Origin of the sequence: Buttiauxella cochleicola, from assembly GCF_021282435.1 — a bacterium.
Classification (GTDB): Bacteria; Pseudomonadota; Gammaproteobacteria; order Enterobacterales; family Enterobacteriaceae; genus Buttiauxella; species Buttiauxella massiliensis.
The window spans coordinates 251,615-273,575 of the sequence record NZ_JAJSOT010000004.1; the positions used below are offsets into that span (position 1 = coordinate 251,615).

General features: G+C 52.3%; 21 protein-coding genes. 10 read left to right on the forward strand and 11 right to left on the reverse strand.

Annotation, left to right across the window (positions count from 1 at the left end; translation table 11 throughout):
* Positions 1 to 7: 7 nt before the first annotated feature.
* From ileS to ispH, 4 genes are read left to right on the forward strand one after another with little or no spacing between them, the layout of a single operon-like run.
* Positions 8 to 2,824, forward strand: a complete 2,817-nt coding sequence (gene ileS / locus LVQ77_RS12065) for an isoleucine--tRNA ligase (RefSeq protein WP_232904532.1) — start codon at positions 8 to 10, stop codon at positions 2,822 to 2,824.
* On the forward strand, positions 2,824 to 3,330 hold the full coding sequence (gene lspA / locus LVQ77_RS12070) for a signal peptidase II (protein ID WP_232864605.1): 507 nt from the start codon (positions 2,824 to 2,826) through the stop codon (positions 3,328 to 3,330). Before ileS ends, lspA begins: the two co-directional genes overlap by 1 nt.
* Positions 3,331 to 3,333: 3 nt before the next feature.
* A complete protein-coding gene (gene fkpB / locus LVQ77_RS12075) occupies positions 3,334 to 3,804 on the forward strand; it encodes an FKBP-type peptidyl-prolyl cis-trans isomerase (RefSeq protein WP_034459386.1) in 471 nt (156 codons plus the stop codon).
* The gene (gene ispH, locus LVQ77_RS12080; protein ID WP_034459385.1) at positions 3,785 to 4,735 is read left to right on the forward strand and encodes a 4-hydroxy-3-methylbut-2-enyl diphosphate reductase; all 951 of its coding nucleotides are present in this window, start codon (positions 3,785 to 3,787) and stop codon (positions 4,733 to 4,735) included. Before fkpB ends, ispH begins: the two co-directional genes overlap by 20 nt.
* Before the next feature lie 71 nt (positions 4,736 to 4,806).
* Here the strand turns inward: ispH and LVQ77_RS12085 are convergent, their stop codons facing one another.
* The 6 genes from LVQ77_RS12085 to LVQ77_RS12110 form a co-directional block, all read right to left on the reverse strand.
* Positions 4,807 to 5,712, reverse strand: a complete 906-nt coding sequence (locus LVQ77_RS12085) for a dihydrodipicolinate synthase family protein (RefSeq protein WP_232904533.1) — start codon at positions 5,710 to 5,712, stop codon at positions 4,807 to 4,809.
* Complete coding sequence (gene ilvD, locus LVQ77_RS12090) at positions 5,712 to 7,424, reverse strand: dihydroxy-acid dehydratase (protein WP_232864603.1); 1,713 nt, start codon at positions 7,422 to 7,424, stop codon at positions 5,712 to 5,714. Before ilvD ends, LVQ77_RS12085 begins: the two co-directional genes overlap by 1 nt.
* 14 nt (positions 7,425 to 7,438) lie before the next feature.
* Positions 7,439 to 8,845: an MFS transporter gene (locus LVQ77_RS12095; protein WP_232904534.1), complete on the reverse strand. Its 1,407-nt coding sequence runs from the start codon at positions 8,843 to 8,845 to the stop codon at positions 7,439 to 7,441.
* Between the two features lie 61 nt (positions 8,846 to 8,906).
* Complete coding sequence (locus LVQ77_RS12100; RefSeq protein WP_232864601.1) at positions 8,907 to 9,548, reverse strand: 2-dehydro-3-deoxy-6-phosphogalactonate aldolase; 642 nt, start codon at positions 9,546 to 9,548, stop codon at positions 8,907 to 8,909.
* On the reverse strand, positions 9,545 to 10,447 hold the full coding sequence (locus LVQ77_RS12105) for a 2-dehydro-3-deoxygalactonokinase (protein ID WP_232904535.1): 903 nt from the start codon (positions 10,445 to 10,447) through the stop codon (positions 9,545 to 9,547). The genes LVQ77_RS12100 and LVQ77_RS12105 overlap by 4 nt, the downstream gene beginning before the upstream one ends.
* 98 nt (positions 10,448 to 10,545) lie before the next feature.
* Complete coding sequence (locus LVQ77_RS12110; protein ID WP_232864599.1) at positions 10,546 to 11,277, reverse strand: FadR/GntR family transcriptional regulator; 732 nt, start codon at positions 11,275 to 11,277, stop codon at positions 10,546 to 10,548.
* A gap of 100 nt (positions 11,278 to 11,377) precedes the next feature.
* Here LVQ77_RS12110 and rihC point away from each other — a divergent pair, with 100 nt between their 5' ends.
* The 3 genes from rihC to LVQ77_RS12125 all read left to right on the forward strand — a co-directional run bounded on the left by rihC (position 11,378) and on the right by LVQ77_RS12125 (position 13,738).
* On the forward strand, positions 11,378 to 12,295 hold the full coding sequence (gene rihC, locus LVQ77_RS12115; RefSeq protein WP_232904536.1) for a ribonucleoside hydrolase RihC: 918 nt from the start codon (positions 11,378 to 11,380) through the stop codon (positions 12,293 to 12,295).
* A gap of 104 nt (positions 12,296 to 12,399) precedes the next feature.
* Entirely contained in the window at positions 12,400 to 12,963 is a 564-nt protein-coding gene (locus LVQ77_RS12120) for a glucose-6-phosphate isomerase family protein (RefSeq protein WP_232864597.1), read from the forward strand.
* Positions 12,956 to 13,738 carry a glucose-6-phosphate isomerase family protein gene (locus LVQ77_RS12125; protein WP_232904537.1) on the forward strand — a complete coding sequence of 261 codons (783 nt, stop codon included), beginning with the start codon at positions 12,956 to 12,958 and terminating at the stop codon, positions 13,736 to 13,738. Before LVQ77_RS12120 ends, LVQ77_RS12125 begins: the two co-directional genes overlap by 8 nt.
* 81 nt (positions 13,739 to 13,819) lie before the next feature.
* On the opposite strand, the gene LVQ77_RS12130 is transcribed toward LVQ77_RS12125, so the two are convergent.
* From LVQ77_RS12130 to LVQ77_RS12150, 5 genes are read right to left on the reverse strand one after another with little or no spacing between them, the layout of a single operon-like run.
* Positions 13,820 to 14,635 carry a PTS system mannose/fructose/sorbose family transporter subunit IID gene (locus tag LVQ77_RS12130; RefSeq protein ID WP_232904538.1) on the reverse strand — a complete coding sequence of 272 codons (816 nt, stop codon included), beginning with the start codon at positions 14,633 to 14,635 and terminating at the stop codon, positions 13,820 to 13,822.
* Positions 14,635 to 15,432: a PTS mannose/fructose/sorbose/N-acetylgalactosamine transporter subunit IIC gene (locus LVQ77_RS12135; protein WP_232864594.1), complete on the reverse strand. Its 798-nt coding sequence runs from the start codon at positions 15,430 to 15,432 to the stop codon at positions 14,635 to 14,637. The genes LVQ77_RS12130 and LVQ77_RS12135 overlap by 1 nt, the downstream gene beginning before the upstream one ends.
* A gap of 11 nt (positions 15,433 to 15,443) precedes the next feature.
* A complete protein-coding gene (locus LVQ77_RS12140; protein WP_232904539.1) occupies positions 15,444 to 15,938 on the reverse strand; it encodes a PTS sugar transporter subunit IIB in 495 nt (164 codons plus the stop codon).
* 9 nt (positions 15,939 to 15,947) lie between these two features.
* Positions 15,948 to 16,376, reverse strand: a complete 429-nt coding sequence (locus tag LVQ77_RS12145; RefSeq protein ID WP_064513769.1) for a PTS sugar transporter subunit IIA — start codon at positions 16,374 to 16,376, stop codon at positions 15,948 to 15,950.
* Between the two features lie 4 nt (positions 16,377 to 16,380).
* Positions 16,381 to 18,129, reverse strand: a complete 1,749-nt coding sequence (locus tag LVQ77_RS12150; RefSeq protein ID WP_232904540.1) for a class I mannose-6-phosphate isomerase — start codon at positions 18,127 to 18,129, stop codon at positions 16,381 to 16,383.
* 198 nt (positions 18,130 to 18,327) lie between these two features.
* Here LVQ77_RS12150 and LVQ77_RS12155 point away from each other — a divergent pair, with 198 nt between their 5' ends.
* The 3 genes from LVQ77_RS12155 to carA all read left to right on the forward strand — a co-directional run bounded on the left by LVQ77_RS12155 (position 18,328) and on the right by carA (position 21,953).
* Positions 18,328 to 19,335: a LacI family DNA-binding transcriptional regulator gene (locus tag LVQ77_RS12155; protein ID WP_154150689.1), complete on the forward strand. Its 1,008-nt coding sequence runs from the start codon at positions 18,328 to 18,330 to the stop codon at positions 19,333 to 19,335.
* A 169-nt stretch (positions 19,336 to 19,504) separates the two neighbouring features.
* A complete protein-coding gene (gene dapB, locus LVQ77_RS12160; RefSeq protein ID WP_064513762.1) occupies positions 19,505 to 20,326 on the forward strand; it encodes a 4-hydroxy-tetrahydrodipicolinate reductase in 822 nt (273 codons plus the stop codon).
* Between the two features lie 466 nt (positions 20,327 to 20,792).
* Complete coding sequence (gene carA, locus LVQ77_RS12165) at positions 20,793 to 21,953, forward strand: glutamine-hydrolyzing carbamoyl-phosphate synthase small subunit (protein ID WP_232864592.1); 1,161 nt, start codon at positions 20,793 to 20,795, stop codon at positions 21,951 to 21,953.
* The last annotated feature ends 8 nt before the right edge of the window (positions 21,954 to 21,961 follow it).

Genomic DNA, 21,961 nt, shown 5'->3' on the forward strand with positions numbered 1-21,961 from the left:
GAATCTAATGAGTGACTTTAAATCTACCCTGAATTTACCGGAAACAGGGTTCCCGATGCGTGGCGACCTCGCCAAACGCGAACCGGGCATGCTGGCTCGCTGGAATGATGATGACCTGTACGGCATCATCCGTAATGCAAAGAAAGGCAAAAAATCCTTCATTCTGCATGATGGCCCTCCATACGCGAACGGCAGCATTCACATTGGTCACTCAGTTAACAAGATTCTGAAAGACATTATCGTGAAGTCCAAAGGGCTTTCCGGTTTTGACTCCCCGTATGTTCCTGGTTGGGACTGCCACGGCCTGCCAATCGAGCTGAAAGTAGAGCAATTGATCGGCAAGCCAGGTGAGAAAGTTTCTGCGGCTGAGTTCCGTGCTGCATGCCGTAAATATGCGGCAGAGCAGGTTGACGGGCAGCGTGCCGACTTCATCCGTCTGGGTGTGCTGGGTGACTGGTCACGTCCGTACCTGACTATGGATTTCAACACCGAAGCGAACATCATTCGTGCGCTGGGTAAAATTGTCGGTAATGGCCACCTACATAAAGGTGCTAAGCCGGTGCACTGGTGTGTCGACTGCCGTTCAGCTCTGGCTGAAGCAGAAGTCGAATACTATGACAAAACCTCTCCATCAATCTTTGTTAGCTTCCAGGCCGTTGATGCTGAGGCGGTAAAAGCGAAATTTGGCGTAACTCAGGTTGATGGCCCGGTTTCCATGGTTATCTGGACCACCACTCCGTGGACTCTGCCAGCTAACCGTGCGGTTTCTCTGAATGCAGAATTCGAATATGCGCTGGTGCAGGTTGATGGCCAGGCGCTGATCGTTGCTAAAGATTTGCTCGAAAGCGTAATGAAGAGCGCGGCTATCACCGAGTGGACTGTTCTGGGCACCGCTAAAGGCGCCGATCTGGAACTGACTCGCTACAAACACCCGTTCTTAGATTTCGATGTTCCTGCGATTCTGGGTGAGCACGTTACGCTGGAAGCGGGTACCGGTGCGGTTCACACCGCAGGTGGCCACGGTCCGGACGACTACGTGATCAGCCAGAAATACAATCTGGAAATCGCCAACCCGGTTGGCCCAGACGGTTGCTACCTGCCTGGTACTTATGAAGGTCTGGATGGCGTTCAGGTGTTTAAAGCGAACGACCTGATCGTTAACATCCTGCGTGATAAAGGCGTTCTGCTGCACGTTGAAAAACTGCTGCACAGCTACCCACACTGCTGGCGCCACAAAACACCAATCATCTTCCGTGCTACTCCACAGTGGTTCATCAGCATGGATCAAAAAGGCCTGCGCGAGCAGTCTCTGAAAGAGATCAAAGGCGTGCAGTGGATCCCAGACTGGGGCCAGGCACGTATTGAGTCCATGGTTGCTAACCGTCCGGACTGGTGTATCTCTCGTCAGCGTACCTGGGGCGTGCCAATGTCTCTGTTCGTACACAAAGACACGGAAGAACTGCACCCGCGCACACTGGAGTTGATGGAAGAAGTCGCTAAACGTGTTGAACAAGACGGCATCCAGGCGTGGTGGGATCTCGACCCGCGCGACATCATGGGTGACGACGCTGACAACTACACCAAAGTGCCAGACACCCTGGACGTGTGGTTCGACTCCGGTTCAACGCATTCATCTGTTGTTGATGTGCGCCCTGAATTCAACGGCCATGCGGCAGATATGTACCTGGAAGGTTCGGATCAGCACCGCGGCTGGTTCATGTCTTCACTGATGATTTCGACGGCGATGAAAGGCAAAGCCCCTTACCGCCAGGTACTGACCCACGGCTTCACCGTTGATGGTCAGGGCCGCAAAATGTCCAAATCCATCGGTAACACCGTTTCTCCTCAGGACGTGATGAACAAACTGGGCGCGGATATTCTGCGTCTGTGGGTGGCATCAACGGATTACACCGGTGAAATTGCGGTGTCTGATGAGATCCTGAAGCGTGCTGCTGACTCTTATCGTCGTATCCGTAACACTGCTCGTTTCCTGTTGGCTAACCTTAACGGCTTCAATCCAGAAACCGATATGGTGAAACCGGAAGAGATGGTTGTTCTGGATCGTTGGGCTGTCAGCTGTGCGCAGGATGCACAAAACGATATCCTGGCCGCTTACGAAAACTACGATTTCCACGAAGTGGTGCAACGCCTGATGCGTTTCTGCTCCATCGAAATGGGCTCGTTCTACCTCGATATCATCAAAGACCGTCAGTACACCGCGAAGCCTGACAGCATAGCGCGTCGTAGCTGCCAGACCGCGCTGTTCCACATTGCAGAAGCGCTGGTTCGCTGGATGGCACCAATCATGTCCTTCACCGCTGACGAAATCTGGGCATTCCTGCCTGGCAATCGTGAGAAATACGTCTTTACCGGCGAGTGGTACGAAGGTCTGTTCGGTCTGGCTGACAGCGAAACGATGAACAATGAATACTGGGACACGCTGTTAACCGTGCGTGGCGAAGTGAACAAAGTTATCGAACAAGCGCGTGCTGACAAGCGTGTGGGCGGCTCTCTGGAAGCAGCAGTGACCCTGTATGCCGACAGCGAACTGGCGGCGAAGCTCAACAGCCTGGGCGAGGAATTGCGATTTGTCCTGTTGACCTCAGGTAGCGAAGTTGCCGATTATTCACAGGCAACTGAAGACGCACAGCAAAGCGAAATCCTGAAAGGATTGAAAGTTGCCCTGCGTAAAGCCGACGGTGAAAAATGCCCGCGTTGCTGGCATTACACCACCGACGTCGGTCAGGTAGCGGAACACGCAGAAATCTGTGGCCGCTGTGTAACCAACGTAGCCGGTGACGGCGAAAAGCGTAAATTTGCCTGATGAGTAAATCGATTTGTTCTACCGGACTGAGCTGGCTGTGGCTGGTGGTCGTGGTACTGATCGTCGATCTGGGCAGCAAATACCTGATCCTCCAGCATTTCATGCTGGGGGACACCGTATCGCTGTTCCCGTCGCTGAATCTGCACTATGCCCGCAATTACGGTGCCGCGTTTAGTTTCCTGGCGGATAAAGGGGGCTGGCAGCGCTGGTTCTTCGCGGGTATCGCTATCGGTATCTGCGTGATTTTGGCGGTGTTGATGTATCGCGCCAAAGCAAGCCAGAAGCTGCATAACATCGCCTATGCTTTAATCATTGGCGGCGCGCTCGGTAACTTGTTTGACCGGTTATGGCACGGTTTTGTGGTCGACATGATTGATTTCTATGTCGGCGACTGGCACTTCGCCACGTTTAACTTGGCTGATACGGCAATCTGTATCGGCGCGGCGCTGATTGTTCTGGAGGGGTTCTTTGTCTCCTCCGACAAACCCGCAAAAGAAAAAGGGTAATCCATGGCTGAGTCTATCCAGGCCAATAGCAGAGTTTTGGTGCATTTCACGCTGAAACTTGAAGATGGCTCCACTGCCGAGTCGACCCGCAATAACGGCAAACCGGCACTCTTCACGCTGGGTGACGAAACACTGTCGCCAGGCATGGAAGACCAGCTAGTCGGCTTAAAAGCAGGGGACAAAAAAGCGTTCTCTCTGGCACCAGAATCGGCGTTTGGTATTCCAAGCCCGGACATGATTCAGTATTTCTCGCGCCGCGAATTTATCGACGCGGGCGAGCCGGTGCCAGGGGCGATCATGCTGTTCACCGCAATGGATGGCAGCGAGATGCCAGGTGTTGTGCGTGAGGTTAATGGTGATTCCATCACCGTTGACTTTAACCACCCACTTGCCGGGCAAACCATTCATTTTGATATCGAAGTACTGGAAATTGACCCGGTACTGGAGGCGTTGAATGCAGATCCTGTTGGCTAACCCTCGCGGCTTTTGTGCCGGGGTAGACCGCGCTATCAGCATTGTTGAAAACGCGCTGGCCATTTACGGCGCACCGATTTACGTTCGTCACGAAGTGGTGCATAACCGCTATGTGGTTGATAGCCTGCGCGAACGCGGGGCGATTTTCATCGAGCAAATCAGCGAAGTGCCGGACGGCGCAATCCTGATTTTCTCCGCACATGGTGTTTCCCAGGCAGTACGTAATGAAGCCAAAGGCCGTGATTTAACGGTGTTTGACGCAACGTGCCCGCTGGTGACTAAAGTGCATATGGAAGTGGCTCGCGCCAGTCGTCGTGGTGAAGAATCCATTCTGATTGGCCACGCCGGGCACCCGGAAGTGGAAGGCACCATGGGCCAGTACAGCAACCCGAAAGGTGGCATGTATCTGGTTGAATCACCGGAAGATGTCAGCAAGCTGGATGTGAAAAACGAAGCCAAACTGTCGTTTATGACGCAGACCACGCTCTCTGTTGATGACACTTCTGACGTGATAGATGCGCTGCGTAAACGCTTCCCGAAAATCATTGGCCCGCGTAAAGACGACATTTGCTACGCCACTACCAACCGTCAGGAAGCCGTGCGAGCACTGGCTGATGAAGCGGATGTGGTGTTGGTGGTTGGCTCGAAAAACTCGTCTAACTCCAACCGTCTTGCAGAGCTTGCACAACGCATGGGCAAGGCCGCATATCTGATTGACGATGCGACCGATATCCAGGAGTCCTGGGTTAAAGATGCGGTTTGTGTTGGCGTTACGGCAGGGGCGTCTGCGCCAGATATTCTGGTGCAAAACGTTCTTGCTCGCTTGCGTGAGTTAGGCGGCAGTGAAACCCGAGAGCTTGTCGGGCGCGAAGAGAACATCATTTTCGAAGTGCCGCGTGAACTGCGTATGGATGTGAAAGAAGTCGAGTAATCGACATCCATCGCAAACACCAAATTCAAAAGGGGAGCTTATGCTCCCCTTTTTTGATCAAGCCTCACTCCTCACAGCTGGAAGTCACTCAGGAAGTGATCAATGATCTGATGGTCTTCACTGGGAAGTTGCCAGCCAGGCCTGCGGCAATAGTCCGTTACGATAATCCCACGTTTCATCAAAATCGTTTTCTCAACCTGAATGATGTATTCGCAATGCGTCATCCAGCACTGGATAAAGGGTAACAGCGCCTGATGTAGCGCCTCGGCCTGTGCTGTTTCGCTCCGCTGCCAGTGCTGATAAATCCGCACATATACCTCAGCAAAAGAACAACCCGGCATCACGCCTTTTCCGCCTGCCGCCAGCATTTGCAGCATGTACAAACCGGCATAGCCGTTGAGCACGCTGGCCTGTGGGGCCAGTTTCAGGAAATCGCGGGTGTAGTCGACCGGCGGATTACACTCGATTTTGAATACCGCATGCGGATAGCGGTCTGCGACCACAGCCAGTTGTTCAGGCGTTATCGGCAGCCCGGTTTCGCCCGGCGCGTACTGCACCATCACCGGGATCTCGACCGCTTCCAGCACGGCAAAAATATGCTCCTGAATCGCCTGTGGATTGGGGCTGAGAAAGAATGGCGGCAGCAGCATTAGCGCATCCACGCCCAACCTTTCGTAGTAACGCGCGCGTTTGACTGCCAGCTCAGTGCTGTGATCGGTTACTGACATCGCCCGATAAAGCGGGCTACCCGCCAGAGTACTGACAAACATTTGCGCCAGTCGGTCACGTTCCTGATCGTGCAATTTCGGGAATTCGCTGGCGATACCAAATAGCGTGGCTCCTTGCACGCCAGTCGTCGCGAGATGCTCAAGCAGGCGCACAAAACTCACTTCATCAATTTCGCCGTTAGTGGTAAAAGGCATCGCGACAATCGGGTTCACACCGCCAATGTCCTGCGCGGTATAGTGCTTAGTCATCAGTCGTCCTCCCGGTCAGCCAACACTGCACCTTGTGCGGCAGGCAGCGCCCAACGGCGATACAAACGCAGGAAGCCGCGTGGAACTTGTTTATCGACTGGCTTCCAGTTTTCACGACGCGTAGCCAGTTCGGCCTCGGCTACGTGCAAAGTTAGACTACGGGTTGGAATATCAATCGAGATTTCATCGCCATCTTCTACCAGACCCAATTCGCCACCATCCACCGCTTCCGGTGAAATATGGCCGACGAACAGACCACGGTTGGAGCCTGAGAAACGCCCGTCAGTAATCAACGCACAAGTATCAGAAAGCCCCATACCTTCAAGTGATTTCATTGGCTTGTACATTTCTGGCATACCAGGCCCGCCTTTTGGCCCTTCGTAGCGTAGAACCAGCACGCTACCCGGCTGGATTTGGCCAGACATGATCGCTTCCACAGATTCCTGCTCACTGTTAAACACCACCGCAGGGCCACGGAACACCATCAGGTTTTCCGGGACTGCGGCAGGTTTTACCACGCATCCGAGTGGTGACAGATTGCCGTGCAGCACGGCAACACCGGCCTCGTTACGCACGGGAATGGCTAAGGTATGGATGACTTCCGGGCGGCAACTCCGGGTTGCTTCGGTCAGCAACTCGGCTTTGGTTTTTCCGGCCACTGTCAGCGCATTCAGATCCATCAATTTGCTGATTTCATATTCGACCGCCTGTACACCGCCGGCTTCCCAGAAGTCGATCATGTCGTGTTCTGAGGCCGGATAAAGTGAGGCAACCAACGGCACCTGATGGCTTAACTCATCAAAAGCAGACAGCGGCAAATGGCCCAGTTCTGCTTCATAATAAATTGCCTGCAAGTGCAGAATTGCGTTGGTCGAACCGCCCGTTGCCAGCAAATAAATCATCGCATTGCGGATGGATTCAGCGGTAATGATCTGACGTGCATTAACACCATCCAATACCAGTTTGACGGCCTGACGACCGGTTTCCACTGCACATTCACGGCGCTCTTTTGAGATAGCAGGCAGCGTGCTGCTACCTGGTAAACTCATGCCCAGCACTTCGCCGATACAACACATGGTGTTCGCGGTGCCATACATGGTGCAGGAGCCAGGGCCTGGTTCGGCGATATTTTCAATGTGGGCGAACTCTTCTTCGCTGATTTCACCGCGCATTTTCCAGCCAATGGCTTCGGTGACGATATTGCCGTCCCAGTGTTTACCTTTATATTCAGCCGGGTACATTGGCCCGCCGTTAACCATAATCGCCGGGATATCCAGGCGAGCAGCGGCCATTAACATCGCCGGAACGATTTTGTCGCAGGAGCCGAGTAACACCATGCCGTCAAAACGGTGGGCGCGCATCATCACTTCAATTGATGCGGTAATCACTTCACGGGCAGCGAGGATATAGCGCATCCCCAAATGTCCTTCAGCTATCCCGTCGCAAGGGGCAATAGTGCCAAACACCATGCCCACGCCACCGGCTTCATCAATGCCTTCCAGCACTTTCGCCGTTAGTTCATTCAGGTTGGCATGGCCCGCAGTTGCGTTGGTGTAGCTGTTTACTACGGCAATCACAGGTTTGCGCAGTTGTTCATCGGTATGACCCATTGATTTGTATAGCGCACGTTTCAGTGCGCCGTCGTCACCTTCGAGGATCGGGTTGAAATGCGTGCCACAACTGGCACATCCGCCACCGCCACATCCACTCATAGTTTCAATCTCTTCTAAACGTTGCGATTAATAGTCGCGTTGATATGTTGGGCAGCATCAAGCTGCTCACCGCTCTGTTCGGGTACAGCGATAACTTTCTTCGGATTCGCCAGCCGTGCTGGCAGGGTGAGAATGAGTGGCGCGCACAGCAGTAAGAAGGCGGCGAGAATATATAAGCCCGTGTCGGTGCGTCCGGTAGTGTCTTTCAGCCATCCCAATACTGTCGGGCCAAAGAAACCTGCCAGGTTGCCGATGGAGTTAACGAAGGCGATACCTGCGGCTGCTGCCGTGCCGGAAAGCAGGGCGCCAGGCAGGCTGATGTAGGTTGGAATCAATGCCAGGGTGCCGGACATCGCCACGCAAATCCACGCCATCATCCAGAAGGTGGAGCCGCTGCAATACGCGCTCAATGCCAGGCCCACGCAGCCAATCATGGCGGGAATAGCGATGTGCCAACGACGTTCTTGTTTCAGGTCAGAATGGCGACTGTTCCACACCATAAAGCAGGCACCGAAGACATACGGCAGCGCCGCGAGCAGGCCAATATGGAAATCGTCGCTGACGCCTGAGGATTTGATGATCGACGGCAGCCAGAAGTTGATGCCGTAGTAACCGATGTTGAAGCTAAAGAACACCACCGCCAGCAGCCAGACGTAGCCGTTTTTCAACATCCCTTTCACGCTGCTATCCACTTTGCCTTTATTGGCGCGTTCACGGTTGGCGGCATCTTTTGCCAGATCGTTAATGACGACCTGTTTTTCGGCATCGCTTAACCATTTCGCCGACTTCACGTCGTTATCGAGATAACGCAGCACCACAAAAGCGAGCAGGAAAGAGGGGATCGCTTCAACCAGGAATAACCACTGCCAGTTGTGCAGGCTGCCGACGCCCTCAAACAGTTTGAGGATCAGGCCGGAAAGCGGGCTGCCGATAATGGTCGAAAGCGGCGTCACCAGAATAAACAGCCCCAGTGTGCGAGCGGAGCGCCACGACGGGAACCACAGCGTGAGATAAAACACGATGCCAGGGAAGAAACCGGCCTCCGCCACGCCGAGTAAAAAACGCACCACGTAAAACTGCGTCGGCGTGGTGACAAACATCATGCCCGCTGAGAGTACCGCCCAGGTTGCCATGATGCGGGCAATCCAGAAACGCGGCCCGAAACGTTGCATCAGCAAGTTACTTGGCATCTCAAACAGGAAATAACCGATAAAGAAGATGCCCGCCCCGAGCCCATATACTGTGTCGCTAAAGCTCAGCGCATCTTGCATGTGTAGTTTGGCGAATCCGACGTTAACGCGGTCCAGATAAGCGAAGAAATAACATAAGATCAAAAACGGGATCAGGCGTCGCGTTATCTTGCTATAAACCTTTGACTCCGCTGCCGAAGCTGTGGGTTTGTTGTCCAGAGCTGTGTTCATTTTTTTGTCTCCAGAAAATTCAGGGTAAGAGGTTTTTTTATTGTGTAGGGAATTTAATGTTCTATTGCTCAAGCCAGGCTTGCTGATACGCCTGTGCCCGTTCACGTAATACAGCCATGCTCATACCTGCCTGATACAACCCGCCACCCAGGCCAAAACCATCGGCTCCTGCCTGAATATAGCTACGCATTTGTGCGGCATCCGCTTGGATGCCACCTACGGGTAAACAGGCCACTTCACGTGGGACGACTGCGCGGAACGCTTTGGTTATTACTGGAGTGATATGTTCGGCCGGGAATAATTTCAGCGCGCTCGCCCCGGCGTCTATGGCGCTAAAAGCCTCGCTTGGTGTCATGACGCCAGGGAGACTTATCAAGCCGCGTTTCACCGAATGGCGAATTACATCGGGATTACAGTTGGGGGAGATGATCAATTGCCCACCGCATTCAGCAACGCTATCCACTTGTTCCACATTTAACACCGTGCCCGCACCGACATACCCACGGTTGCCTACGGTATCTCTCATCAGGTGAATAGATTTCAGTGCAGAAGGGCTATTAAGGGGGACTTCCAGGTAATGGAAACCGCACTCAAGCAGAATTTCTGCGGCTTCAACAGCTTGCTCCGGCGTTATACCGCGCAGAATGGCAATCAACGGTAAAGGCTCTTGTTGCCAGCGGGCAATAAATTGTTCCGGGCTCATTTTTGCATTCCTTGTAGTCGAGTAAAGAGGTGACTGAGGCCCGTCACGAAGCAGGCGTCGCCATCAGCCGATAGCAGATTGAGATCCATCTGGTTTGCTGCAAGTTGATATCGAGCTATTAGCGCCGGGTTGCCCACAACCCAGGCGTGTTGGCCTGCGGGAAGTGCTTTAAGTTCATAGCCAATCACCAGGCCTGAGAGATAGCTGTGAACGTGGGATTCCTGGATTTCTAAGGCCAGACGGCGTGTTCGCGCTGAAAAGATCAGGTGACTGAATGGTGCATCACGCAGGGCTGTTGCCATGCCAAGCAAGAAAGCTTCTTCATTTTCTTGCTGTTCTGGCAGTGCGCGCCCAAGGATTGAGTGCTGGCTTAACAGCGAGAAAAGTTCACCACTCATAAATGTTGAGAAGGCGGTGATTTTCCCGTTCACGATCTTCGCGTGTTTGCTGTGAGTGCCCGGTAGCAAGACCAGGTGTTCATCGGCAGCATGTAATGCGGCGAGCCCAAGTAATTGAACTTCTTCGCCACGCATGACATCGGGCTGGTGGTATTGGCTCATCCCGTGTACGCCAGGCACAATCCACGCTGGACTGCCCCATGGCGTGGTGAAAGCCAGTGTTCGGGCGACTAAAATGTCGATGTCGCAAGGCAGCGGAGCGTAGGGTACTTCCCGCCAGCCTTGCTGTGAGCCGACCATTCCCGCCATCACGACGGGCAATGATCCATGCTGCTCAAGCCACGGTTGCAGTAAGGTTTGCAGCGTGCAGGCAAATTGCCCTTGTTCAATGGACAACAACCCGCAGGCTTGATTGATGTGGGCGACTTGTACACTTTCCTGCATCAAAAATGCGCGGAAATTAGTCGTGCCCCAGTCGATGGCGATCCAGTTGTTTTTCATTTCAAGTAATACAAACCATGCAATCTTGTAATACAAGAATGCTAGAGCAAAAAACACCCGCAATCTGTGAGAGAGATCGAAATTACATCAGGAGAGGATCAAATAATGTGGTCGAACATTTCCGGACGATCTTGCCAGATGCGTTTTTTGGCTGCATTCAACAAGATGGTGCGCATTTGCTGGCGGGCAGTTTCGACTTGTTTCAGGCGAATAGCATCAAACAGTTGAAAGTGATCATCGACGGCGGCTTTGGTTTGGCGAACATCTTTCTCAATCGTCTGTTTGAAAGAAAGTTCCATGGCTGCGGAAAGTGCATTACCGAGTGCCAGTAAGAAAGGATTATGAGTGGCACGCAGCAGCGCATGGTGAAATGCCAGATCCCCTTCTTCAAATAAGGCTCTTTGCGCTTCAAGCTGGCCTTTACGCATCAACTGGAGTGCGTCTTCCATCGCTGCCAAATCATGTCCGTTGGCGTTTAATGCCGCGAGTGTTGCTACATTTGGCTCGAAAATCAGGCGTGTCACAATCAGTTGTTCAACCAGCTTTAGGTCAACTTCCCCTTCGGACAGCCAGCCGAGAACATCAATATCCAGCAGGCTCCACTGCTCGCGGCTATTCACCGTGCTGCGTTTTTTGGCCTGAATGGAGATAAGCCCTTTTGCGGCAAGCACCTGGAGGGCATTGCGTACTGAAGTGCGGGAGACTTCATACTCCACGGCCAGTTCGTTTTCACCTGGTAAAGAAAGCCCCGGCGCGAGATCGCCATGCATGATACGGCGTGCAAGGTGCTGGGTGACAGATTCAGAAATATTTGTCTGTGGGACTTTCATTACACTTTCTCGGTCGTGACTAAACATGGAAATGAGCTACATAGTAAGCTAATCGAGCCGTATTCGCACCGTATGTACTTAAAAGATAAGAGAGCAATGTATGAGTAGAACTCCAATTATTCTCGACACCGATCCAGGCATCGACGACGCCGTAGCCATTGCCGCTGCACTTTTTGCCCAGCAGCTTGATTTGAAGTTGCTGACCACGGTCGCCGGCAATGTCAGCGTCGAGAAAACGACCCGCAACGCGCTGCAACTGATGCACTTCTGGCACAAAGATATTCCTGTTGCTCAAGGGGCAGCCACGCCGCTGGTGCGTAAATTGCGCGATGCGGCCTACGTGCACGGCGAGTCTGGCATGGAAGGTTATGCGTTTGTCGACCACCAACGCCAGCCGCTGGATAAACCCGCTTTTCAGGCTATTTATGAATGCCTGAACGCAAGCCCTGAACCTATCACGCTGGTGGCGATCGGGCCGTTGACTAATATTGCACTGCTGCTCATTCAATACCCGCAATGCAAAGCGAAGATCAAACGACTGGTGATCATGGGCGGATCGGCGGGGCGCGGCAATTTCACACCAAACGCCGAGTTTAATATCGCCATCGATCCAGAAGCTGCCGCCAGGGTGTTCGAAAGTGGGGTGGAAATTGTGATGTGCGGCCTGGATGTCACCAATAAAGCGATGTTAAGCCCGGCATATTTAGAGCAGCTCCCATCTCTTAACCAAACCGGAAAAATGCTACACGCGCTATTTAGTCATTACCGCAGCGGCAGCATGGCGACAGGTTTGCGGATGCATGATTTATGCGCCATTGCCTGGTTGGTGAAGCCTGAGTTGTTCAGTGTGAAGCCCTGTTTTGTGGCCGTTGAAACCCATGGAGAATTCACTTCTGGCACGACTGTTGTGGATATCGAAGGCCGCTATCAGCGCGAGCCAAACGCCCATGTGGCGCTGGATCTTGACGTCGCAGGTTTCCAGAAATGGGTGGCGGAAGTCCTGGCCTTAGCCCCTTAAATATTAAACGCGACGCAGATCGACTTTCTTCGGCCTGATAATGGGGTTAATCGATTAACCTTGCTATGCTGATTAAGCAGTTCTCCTTGGGCCGGAGAAACAACATGACTATTCCTTTCTTTATGCCACCTGGCGTGGCGTTCGCTAACGGCCATTTCACGGCTGAAAATATCATTACTAAGGTCACGCATAGCGGGGATCTGGCTGGCATATTTCACGATCAAACCGCCTGGCGGGCGATCCCTTCAAAAACGCCAATTTACCAGGTTGAAATGCTGAGTTCAGCGCAAGGTGACGGCGAGCTTTATGTGGGAACCACGCATCTGAATCCGGGGCGTGTTGGCGACGAATTTTACATGACCAGGGGGCATTTTCATCAACGGCGCGAGCAAGGTGAGGTTTACTTTGGCCTGCGTGGAAGTGGCCTGTTGCTCCTACAAACTGAGCAAGGTGAGGCGAGGCTGGAGCAAGTATTCCCAGGCTCTGTCCACATCATTCCAGGTTTTACCGCACATCGTCTAATCAACACCGGAACGGAAATTCTTTCAGCACTGGCAGTCTGGCCAACCATTGCCGGGCATGATTATGCCTCGTTGGCAAAAGGCTTTGCGCTACGCGTTGTAGAGCAGGATGGCAAAATTCAGGCGAAGGAGGTGCAAAATGGCTGAGCCACTCCTCAATTATGGGTTGGATATGCAGGTCCATCACCAGCCAATGGGTTTTAGCTACGGTGAAGAGGTAATTGGGCCGGTGCCGGAGATCCGTAAACTCGATCAGATCCGTGCTTCATTGCGTGATCCTTTGTGCCAGGGGCCGGAAGATGTTTACGCGATCGTTATGGATGTTGCTCGATTGCAGGACAGAGAAGAACTTAAAAAACGGATGTTACTGTTTGGTGTGGTGACTTACGCTTCCGGGCGGTTGGGCGATGAACCTGTCCGCAGCCAGGGGCATATTCATCGAATTAGTGCGCATAGTGGCTGGTCGCCGCCAGAGCTATATGAAATCTGGCAGGGCAAAGCGATTATTTACATGCAGGAATATGTTGCCGACGATCCCGGCCGCTGCTTTGCAATCGTGGCCGGGCCTGGCGAAAAAGTGCTGGTGCCGCCGGGTTGGGCGCATGCCACTATCTCTGCATCACCTGATGAACCACTGACGTTTGGTGCCTGGTGCGACCGGGAATATGGTTTCGAATACGATGCGGTGCGGGCATACAAGGGGCTGGCGTGGTATCCGCTTTTGCAAGATGAGCATATTGCCTGGCAGCATAATCGCCGTTATATGCCGGGGCGTTTACAGGTGACCTCGCCGCGCCAATATACCGAGTTTGGGATTACCGATGCGCCGCTGTATCAACAATTTATTGATGATCCGGCGCGTTTTCAGTTTATTTCAAAGCCGGGAATGGTGAGCGGGAAATGGGTGGGGTTCCATCCTTAAAAAAGTCGGGTGACGCTGCGCTTACCCGACCTACGAGTTTGGTGTCGTAGGGGGGATAAGCGCAGCGTCATCCACCATGTTTTACGAGAACAGCCCCACAGCCACACCCGCCGCCGCCAACACCAATAACAACAACATTGCTTTCACCGGTGACACACCGCGTTTCGCCATCAAATACCAGGTGCCAATCACCACTAACAGCGGCAACAGGTTCGGGAAAATTCCATCCAGCATTTGTTGCACATGGATATTCACGCCATCCTTGGTGACAAACTCCAGTCCGGTGCCAAGCTTCACGTAACTTGCCGCCACGCCGCCCATCACAAATACGCCGAGCAACGATAGCGCTTCACGCAGGCGAGTCGATTTGCTGCTCACCAGCATCTCAACGGACGTCGACCCCATGCGGTAGCCTTTCAGGAACAGGAACCACGAGCCAGGAATGATAATTGCCAGCCATGCTACACAGTAAAACAGTGGCCCGAGGATATTCCCTCCCGCCGCCAGCGCCATACCGATACTCAGCAGAATCGGGATTAACATCCCCGGAATCATTGAATCGCCAATCCCAGCCACTGGACCCATCAGTCCCACTTTCAGGGTGTTGATGGTTTCGCCGTCGATTGGCTCACCGTTGGCGCGTTTCTCCTCAAGACCCAGCACCATGCCGTTGACTATCGCACCCAACTGCGGCTCGGTGTTATAGAACGACGCGTGGCGTTTGAGCATCTCTTTGCGTTGTTCTGGATCGGGATACAGCTTCTTCGCCACCGGCAACATACTCAAGCAAAAGCCGAATGACTCCAGGCGCTCAAAGCTCATTGAGGAGAGGTTGTACATCATCCAACTACGCCAGCAACGGCGCAGATCCTGGCGAGTGAGTTTACGTTCTTCCATCAGAATTCATCCTCATCATCAGCGGGCGTGGAGGCCACACGTTCAGCCTGTGGCTCGGGTTTGTAGTTGTAGTGAATCAGTGCCAGCAACGCGCCGACAATCACCAGCGCCACCATGTTTAGTTTCAGGAAAACAATGCAGATAAACCCCACCAGGAAGTAAATCAACATGCTGTAATTCTTGATTATTTGTTTAAGCAGAATGGCGATACCGACAGCTGGCAGAATCCCGCCCAATACGTTCATGGTGGAAAGAACGATGTGTGGCAGGCTGTCCATAAAGGCATTGATGTACTGCGCGCCGAAATAGACCGCGATAAACGTTGGAATAAAACGCATCAGGAAGTTGGTGGCTTGCGGCCAGATTGCGCTGTTGAGATACACGCCGCGCTCGTCGCCCTTTTCCAGCGCGATATCCGCACGGTGGTTCCACCAGGAATTGAGCACCATCATGGCGTTGAATAACACGGTGCCCGCAATGCCGATAGTGGCAGCTAACGCTACAGCCACTTCCGGGCCTTTATTGGAAAGAATGCCCAGTGCAATGGCCGGGAAGGCCACAAAGTTGAGATCCGCAGGCATAGAACCACCGGGGGTTACCATGGCGATATACACGGCTTGAACCGCCACGCCGATGATAATCCCGGTTTGCACATCGCCGAGAATAAAACCTACCAGCATCCCTGAAACCAGTGGGCGGGTAATCAGATACCAGCCGCCGGTCAACCCCAGCAGCCATGGGCTACTAAGCGCACCGAGGTAACAGAGAATGCCGATTAGAGCTGCTTCGAAAGCCATAATGCACTCCTTTATTTGAGTTTTTGTCGAGCATCTTGCCAGCTGTAACTGCTGGCATCGGGTACCAGTCGAAATTCAATCTGGTGCCCGCGCAGCGAGAGATAGTCGAGCGCCGCTATCTCTTCCGGATTCACAGACTGATTCGGGCCAATGGTGGTGGTAGTGGCTCGTGCGCTCATCGGGCCAACGTTGATTTTCTTATTGCTGTTTTGCAGGCTGATTCCCGCTTCTTCAATGCGTTTTAGCGTCACCGGAGATTTACCAATCACGAAATAATGCTTCTCACTGGCGATGATCTTCGGCAGTTTTTCAATCGCGGTGGCGGTATCAAATAACCAGACTTTGGTATCCTGCACCGCACCTTTCATCACCGAAGACAACAACGGATCGGCGGCGACAGCGTCATCAATGGCGATGATCCCATCGCACGGCAACTCTTTTGCCCAGCGGGTGATCAACTGGCCGTGGATCACCCGATCGTCAATGCGTACAAAAGAAATACTCATCGTTGCCCCTTAGAAATCATCAGATTGTGTGGTTTCAGCCAATTGGGCCTGAACCAGGGAGTCGCGCGATTCTTCCAGTAAAACCGCTGCCGCTTGGGCTACATCGGTCAGATCTTTTATTTCATCGCTCAGCAATAGCATGGGGAAATTAACACCTCCCAACACCGCCATTGGCGGTTGCGTTTGCGGATCGAACGCATGGTGGCAGGCAATATTCCAAGGCGTGCCGCTTTGCAAATCGCACAGCACCAGCACACCATCAGCATCTTTGGCGGCCTGTTTCAGCACCGCAGCAAACTCATCGCCAAAACTATTGATGCCCTTGTTCTCCGTTAGCATCACCGGGAATACATGCGGCAATTCGCCATAAACCATTTTGCTACCGGCCAGTAGTGCTTCGGCAAGCGAGCCATGTGTTGCCAGAATGACGTTGATCATCTTGTTATCCTCTTACCCAGGCTTTCATGGTGGCGAGCTGTTGACCTACACCGCTGCCGTATGGGGAAATGCGATATTCGCCGACCGCCGCCGGAACAATGAAGGTTTCGGCGTAATGCACCACAAAGGGTTCGAATGCGCCGCTCGGGCTTTCAACCAGCGCTTCACTGCCTTCCACCAGATTCAGTACGTTTACGCCACCATGAGTGTGGTGCGTGACAGGTTGCGTAAACCAATGGCGGCGGGTTTCGATAAACTCACGTTCATGTAGACCCGTACGTTCTTCGCGCCAGCCATCACCTTCCGCGATAGGCTCGAAATGATTCACCAGATGCTCGGTGACCCATTGCGTATCACGTTGCCAGTCAATCACTTGTGCACCGTGTTCAAGATGCACCGGACGTGGCAGACCATCCAGACCGAGGCGCCCCCAGTCCCACAATTTGAAGGTGAAAATGAACGGCGTGGCGCTGATCTCCAGCACCATTGCACCGGATCCAGAGCAGTGAACAGTGCCTGCCGGGATCAGGAAATGATCGTGTTTACGTGCCGGGAAACGGTTAACGAATTTCTCATCATCAAACGCTTTTTCGCCCCGTTGCGCACACGCAAGATCGTCGAGCATTTCCTGTGGATTGATGCCTGTTTTGGTCCCCAGATACACTTGCGCACCAGGCTCGGCTTCCAGCATGTAATAGCTCTCATCCTGGGTGTAATGCATGCCGAAATGCTGCTGGATGTATTCGGTAATCGGGTGAACCTGGAAGCTTAAATTCTGCCCGCCGATGGTATCGAGGAAGTCGAAGCGGATCGGGAATTCCGCACCAAAACGGGCATGAACACGCTCGCCAAGCAGTGGGCGAGGGTAGAGCAACACCAGATCCTGAGAGGGGATCTCGATCCGCACATCACCAAAACGCAGTAACAGGCTGTTCTCCTCGGGCACACAGTCAAAACACCATGCGTAATTTGGCTTTGAGGGATCGAGATCGAATTTGTCTTTCATCCATTGCCCGCCCCAGACTCCTGGGTCGAAGAATGGCACTACGCGGAACGGTTGTTGCGTGGTTTGTTGCAGGCCATGGCGCAACGCATCTCCGCTCACCATCGCCGGTTGTGCGGCATTATTGGTATCGAGCAGGAAATCTGCGCGCTTCAGAAGTGGCGTTTTATGGCGATCAAACACACGCCACTCAATGAAAAAGGCGCGTTTGTAGCGGCGCAGAATATCTTCATTTGTATTATTCGCCCCCCAGTTCCCGAGTTCGCCACGGCGAAAACGCTGCTGGATTTCCCAGCGCGCCAGATCTGCATACACCAGCACATCACCTGAATGAATAAGTGCCGCGCCGGGGCCGTAGACCACGACCAATCCTTCGGTTATTTCCGCGACCTCAAGCTGCGCGGCGGCTAGTTTTTCCGGGCAAAGAAACTCATTTAATTCATGGCATGAGAGTACGCCAAACACCCGGTCATCCGTCAGGTTGCGTGCCAGCAAATCATGCAGATGTTGTTCACTTAAGCGCGCGGATTCGGCATTAATGCTGAGCGTTGGGTTGAGTTGTGCAATGAGTTGCGCGTGAAGCTCTTCGAGTTGAACGCCCGGGTAGCAGTCAATAACCAACACGGTTTTTCCCGAGCGAGCAAGTTGCTTGCTGACGGCTTGTTGGATAGCGGCCCAACCCTGCCATGCGTGATCGTCAAACCCCGAAACGCTGACTTCGGGATACTTTTCGTATGATGCCGGATGCATATTCTTCTCCCTGTTCTTAATGAATTAAGATTAATCGATTAACCGACTTTGAACAGGGTGGTAAACGCGATTAACCCACCACTTTTAGCAAGATGTCGCCTGAAGTTGAGTTATCTGTGATGGCTTTCACATGGATATATGCAATTTTTTGGTTATTCGATTAATCTGAGAATCATTGCTAAATACCAAGGAGTGCTAATGAGCACCGTAACCCTTGCCCAAGTCGCAAAGCAGGCCGAAGTTTCAACTGCTACCGTTTCAATGGTGTTGCGTAATCGGGGCAGAATTTCTGACGCCACTCGAACCCGTGTGCTGAAAGCACTGGATGATCTGGGATACGTGTATAACCAAACGGCAGCCAATTTACGTAATCGCACCAGTAATCAGGTCGGGCTGTTGCTGCACGACATTACCAACCCTTTTTACGGTGAAATGACTGCCGGGCTAAGCCAGGAAATGGAACGCCACGATCTGCTGCTATTTTTGGCAAACAGTGAAGAGTCCGGCGAGCGCCAGCAAAAATTTGTCGATTCTCTGATGCGCAATAACGCGTGCGGCATGGTGCTGTGCGCGGCACGGGAAACGCCACCGCTATTTTTCGAAACCCTGAAGCGCCGCAATATTCCGGCAATTATGGTGGTGCGCCCAATGGACGATGTGGACTTCGACTTTGTCGGTACCGATAACTTTTTGGGCACTCAGTTGGCGACACAGCATCTGTTGCGTCTCGGGCATCGCAACATTGCATTTATCGGCGGTAGTGAAAATTCTATTAGCCGTGCACAGCGTATCGGTGGCTACAGCAGCAAACTGCTAGAGCACCGTATCCAACCGAAAAGTGAATGGGTGGTTTCATCGCTCGCCAGCCAAAGTGATGGTGCACGCGTGGCTGAAGAGCTATTCCGGCAGTACCCGGAAATCACGGCCGCTGTCTGTTATCAGGATATTGTGGCACTCGGCGTCATGCAGACACTGCGTAAAATGGGACGCCAGCCGGGCATCGACTTTGCGCTGGTAGGTTTTGACGATATTACCGAAGCATCTTTGGTTCAGCCAGCGTTGACGACAGTTTCAGTCGCCGCTAAAGAGATTGGTCGCAAAGCTGGAGAGCTGTTATTTAGCCGTATTCAGGGTAACGATGAGCCCCCAAAACGTATCATCCTGCCTCCAACGCTAGTGGTGCGGGAGTCATGTGGGTTTGCATAATGGGTGATTTAAAACCTTTTGATTATCAGGTGAATGATGGGTTTTACTGATAACTTCAGCGTTTTGTCATAAATTTCTTATTATCGGTGTTTTCGAGTGGCGGCTTGTGAGCGGGCTGGTTAACCTGAGAACGTTATATATGCAGATTAATATAGAAAAGAGAGTGAATATGGATGGATCACAAGTCCGTGTAGCAATCGCGGGTGCGGGTGGTCGCATGGGGCGACAACTGATTCAGGCTGCATTACAGCTGGATGGCATCAAACTCGGTGCAGCACTTGAACGTACAGGGTCATCCCTGGTTGGTAGTGATGCAGGTGAATTAGCCGGTGTAGCGAAAACGGGCGTTATCGTAAGCGATAGTCTGGATGCCGTGGTCAACGATTTCGATGTCTTTATCGATTTTACTCGTCCTGAAGGCACGCTAAATCATCTGGCTTTCTGCCGCCAACACGGTAAGGGCATGGTGATTGGGACGACGGGTTTTGATGATGCGGGCAAACAGGCAATTACTGACGCTTCAACACAGATCCCAATTGTCTTTGCCGCCAACTTTAGCGTTGGTGTGAACGTGATGCTCAAACTGTTGGAAAAAGCCGCAAAAGTGATGGGCGACTATACCGATATCGAAATCATCGAAGCACATCATCGTCACAAAGTTGATGCTCCATCGGGCACCGCTCTGGCGATGGGCGAAGCCATTGCTCATGCGATGGATAAAGACTTAAAAGAGTGTGCGGTCTATTCCCGTGAAGGGTACACCGGCGAGCGCGTTCCAGGCACTATTGGTTTTGCCACAGTGCGTGCAGGCGACATTATTGGTGAACATACGGCGATGTTTGCGGACATCGGCGAGCGTATTGAAATCAGCCATAAAGCATCCAGTCGTATGACTTTTGCAAATGGTGCAGTTAAGTCTGCATTGTGGTTGAGTGCAATGAAAAGTGGTCTTTATGACATGCGTGATGTCCTTGATCTTAATAGTTTGTAATCGTTATTACCCATCGTGATGTGGTTATTACAATCGTAATTACTTGATTGATAGGGCAATATTTTATTGCCCTTTTTATTTAATGTTATTTTGGTTGTTTGTTTCAATTATTTGTTTGAAATTCTTATAATTATATCTTTATAACCCTTTTATCGTTGTTTTTTTATCATTTTTGACCATTTGGTCCACTTTTTACCTTCTTGTAATTAGATTCCCATTCATCCTGGCCCGCAACCGATTACGCACTGTAAGTTAGCTGTTGATTTCACCGGTCAATTCCTCTTTTTTACATCAGAGCGCTAAAAAACACATAAAAAGTTGCGCTTATGGTAGACTTTTGCCCGGCCTCTCACTAGAATGCCGCCGTTTGTCAAAAATCCAAATGACAGGCTGTTTTGCATTGATTCCTGAATTCGTTTTGAATTAATATGCAAATAAATTGACTGTTTATTCCCTGGAGGGCGTTTTGATTAAGTCAGCAATATTGGTTCTGGAAGACGGAACCCAATTCCACGGTCGGGCCATTGGGGCATCGGGTTCGGCCATTGGGGAAGTCGTTTTCAACACCTCTTTGACCGGTTATCAAGAAATCCTCACTGATCCTTCCTACTCCCGCCAGATTGTCACTCTTACTTATCCTCATATCGGAAATGTCGGCACCAATGCTGCTGACGAAGAATCCTCCCAGGTACATGCGCAAGGCCTCGTTATCCGTGACCTACCACTGATTGCCAGCAACTACCGCAATACCGAAGACCTTTCTTCCTACCTTAAGCGCCATAACATTGTGGCCATCGCCGATATCGATACCCGTAAGCTGACCCGAATCCTGCGTGAGAAAGGTGCACAGAACGGCTGCATTATTGCCGGTGATAACCTGGACGCGGCATTGGCGCTGGAAAAAGCGAAAGCCTTCCCTGGCCTTAATGGCATGGATCTGGCGAAAGAAGTGACCACTCAGGAAGCTTATGCCTGGCAGCAAGGCAGCTGGACGCTGGAAGGCGAATTACCTGAAGCGGCTAAAGAAGAAGACTTACCATTCCATGTCGTGGCTTACGATTACGGCGTGAAGCGCAACATTCTGCGCATGTTGGTTGACCGCGGTTGCCGCCTGACAGTGGTTCCAGCACAAACGCCAGCAGAAGAAGTGCTGAAGATGAACCCAGACGGCATCTTCCTTTCTAACGGCCCAGGTGACCCGGCACCGTGTGATTACGCTATCAGCGCAATCAAATCCTTCCTGGAAACCGACGTGCCGGTATTCGGTATCTGCTTAGGCCACCAGTTGCTGGCTCTGGCAAGCGGCGCGAAAACCGTGAAGATGAAGTTTGGTCACCACGGTGGTAACCACCCGGTTAAAGATTTGGATCGCGATTGCGTGATGATTACTGCCCAGAACCACGGTTTTGCGGTAGAGGAATCAACACTTCCGGCGAACCTGCGCGTGACCCATAAGTCATTGTTCGATGGCACGCTGCAAGGCATCCATCGTACCGATAAAGCGGCATTCAGTTTCCAGGGCCACCCTGAAGCAAGCCCGGGTCCACACGATGCGGCACCGTTGTTTGACCACTTTGTCGAATTGATTAAGCACTACCGTTCTACCGCCACTCTTAATAGCAAGTAAGTATCAGG

Coding starts and splice junctions, on each gene's coding strand:
- LVQ77_RS12120 (WP_232864597.1), top strand. CDS start 12,400: ATGACTATTCCTTTCTTTATGCCACCTGGCGTGGCGTTCGCTAACGGC.
- LVQ77_RS12135 (WP_232864594.1), bottom strand. CDS start 15,432: ATGGCTTTCGAAGCAGCTCTAATCGGCATTCTCTGTTACCTCGGTGCG.
- LVQ77_RS12140 (WP_232904539.1), bottom strand. CDS start 15,938: ATGAGTATTTCTTTTGTACGCATTGACGATCGGGTGATCCACGGCCAG.
- LVQ77_RS12105 (WP_232904535.1), bottom strand. CDS start 10,447: ATGAAAAACAACTGGATCGCCATCGACTGGGGCACGACTAATTTCCGC.
- LVQ77_RS12145 (WP_064513769.1), bottom strand. CDS start 16,376: ATGATCAACGTCATTCTGGCAACACATGGCTCGCTTGCCGAAGCACTA.
- LVQ77_RS12155 (WP_154150689.1), top strand. CDS start 18,328: ATGAGCACCGTAACCCTTGCCCAAGTCGCAAAGCAGGCCGAAGTTTCA.
- LVQ77_RS12110 (WP_232864599.1), bottom strand. CDS start 11,277: ATGAAAGTCCCACAGACAAATATTTCTGAATCTGTCACCCAGCACCTT.
- LVQ77_RS12125 (WP_232904537.1), top strand. CDS start 12,956: ATGGCTGAGCCACTCCTCAATTATGGGTTGGATATGCAGGTCCATCAC.
- LVQ77_RS12100 (WP_232864601.1), bottom strand. CDS start 9,548: ATGAGCCCGGAACAATTTATTGCCCGCTGGCAACAAGAGCCTTTACCG.
- ileS (WP_232904532.1), top strand. CDS start 8: ATGAGTGACTTTAAATCTACCCTGAATTTACCGGAAACAGGGTTCCCG.
- LVQ77_RS12095 (WP_232904534.1), bottom strand. CDS start 8,845: ATGAACACAGCTCTGGACAACAAACCCACAGCTTCGGCAGCGGAGTCA.
- lspA (WP_232864605.1), top strand. CDS start 2,824: ATGAGTAAATCGATTTGTTCTACCGGACTGAGCTGGCTGTGGCTGGTG.
- rihC (WP_232904536.1), top strand. CDS start 11,378: ATGAGTAGAACTCCAATTATTCTCGACACCGATCCAGGCATCGACGAC.
- ispH (WP_034459385.1), top strand. CDS start 3,785: ATGCAGATCCTGTTGGCTAACCCTCGCGGCTTTTGTGCCGGGGTAGAC.
- LVQ77_RS12085 (WP_232904533.1), bottom strand. CDS start 5,712: ATGACTAAGCACTATACCGCGCAGGACATTGGCGGTGTGAACCCGATT.
- LVQ77_RS12150 (WP_232904540.1), bottom strand. CDS start 18,129: ATGCATCCGGCATCATACGAAAAGTATCCCGAAGTCAGCGTTTCGGGG.
- dapB (WP_064513762.1), top strand. CDS start 19,505: ATGGATGGATCACAAGTCCGTGTAGCAATCGCGGGTGCGGGTGGTCGC.
- LVQ77_RS12130 (WP_232904538.1), bottom strand. CDS start 14,635: ATGGAAGAACGTAAACTCACTCGCCAGGATCTGCGCCGTTGCTGGCGT.
- ilvD (WP_232864603.1), bottom strand. CDS start 7,424: ATGAGTGGATGTGGCGGTGGCGGATGTGCCAGTTGTGGCACGCATTTC.
- fkpB (WP_034459386.1), top strand. CDS start 3,334: ATGGCTGAGTCTATCCAGGCCAATAGCAGAGTTTTGGTGCATTTCACG.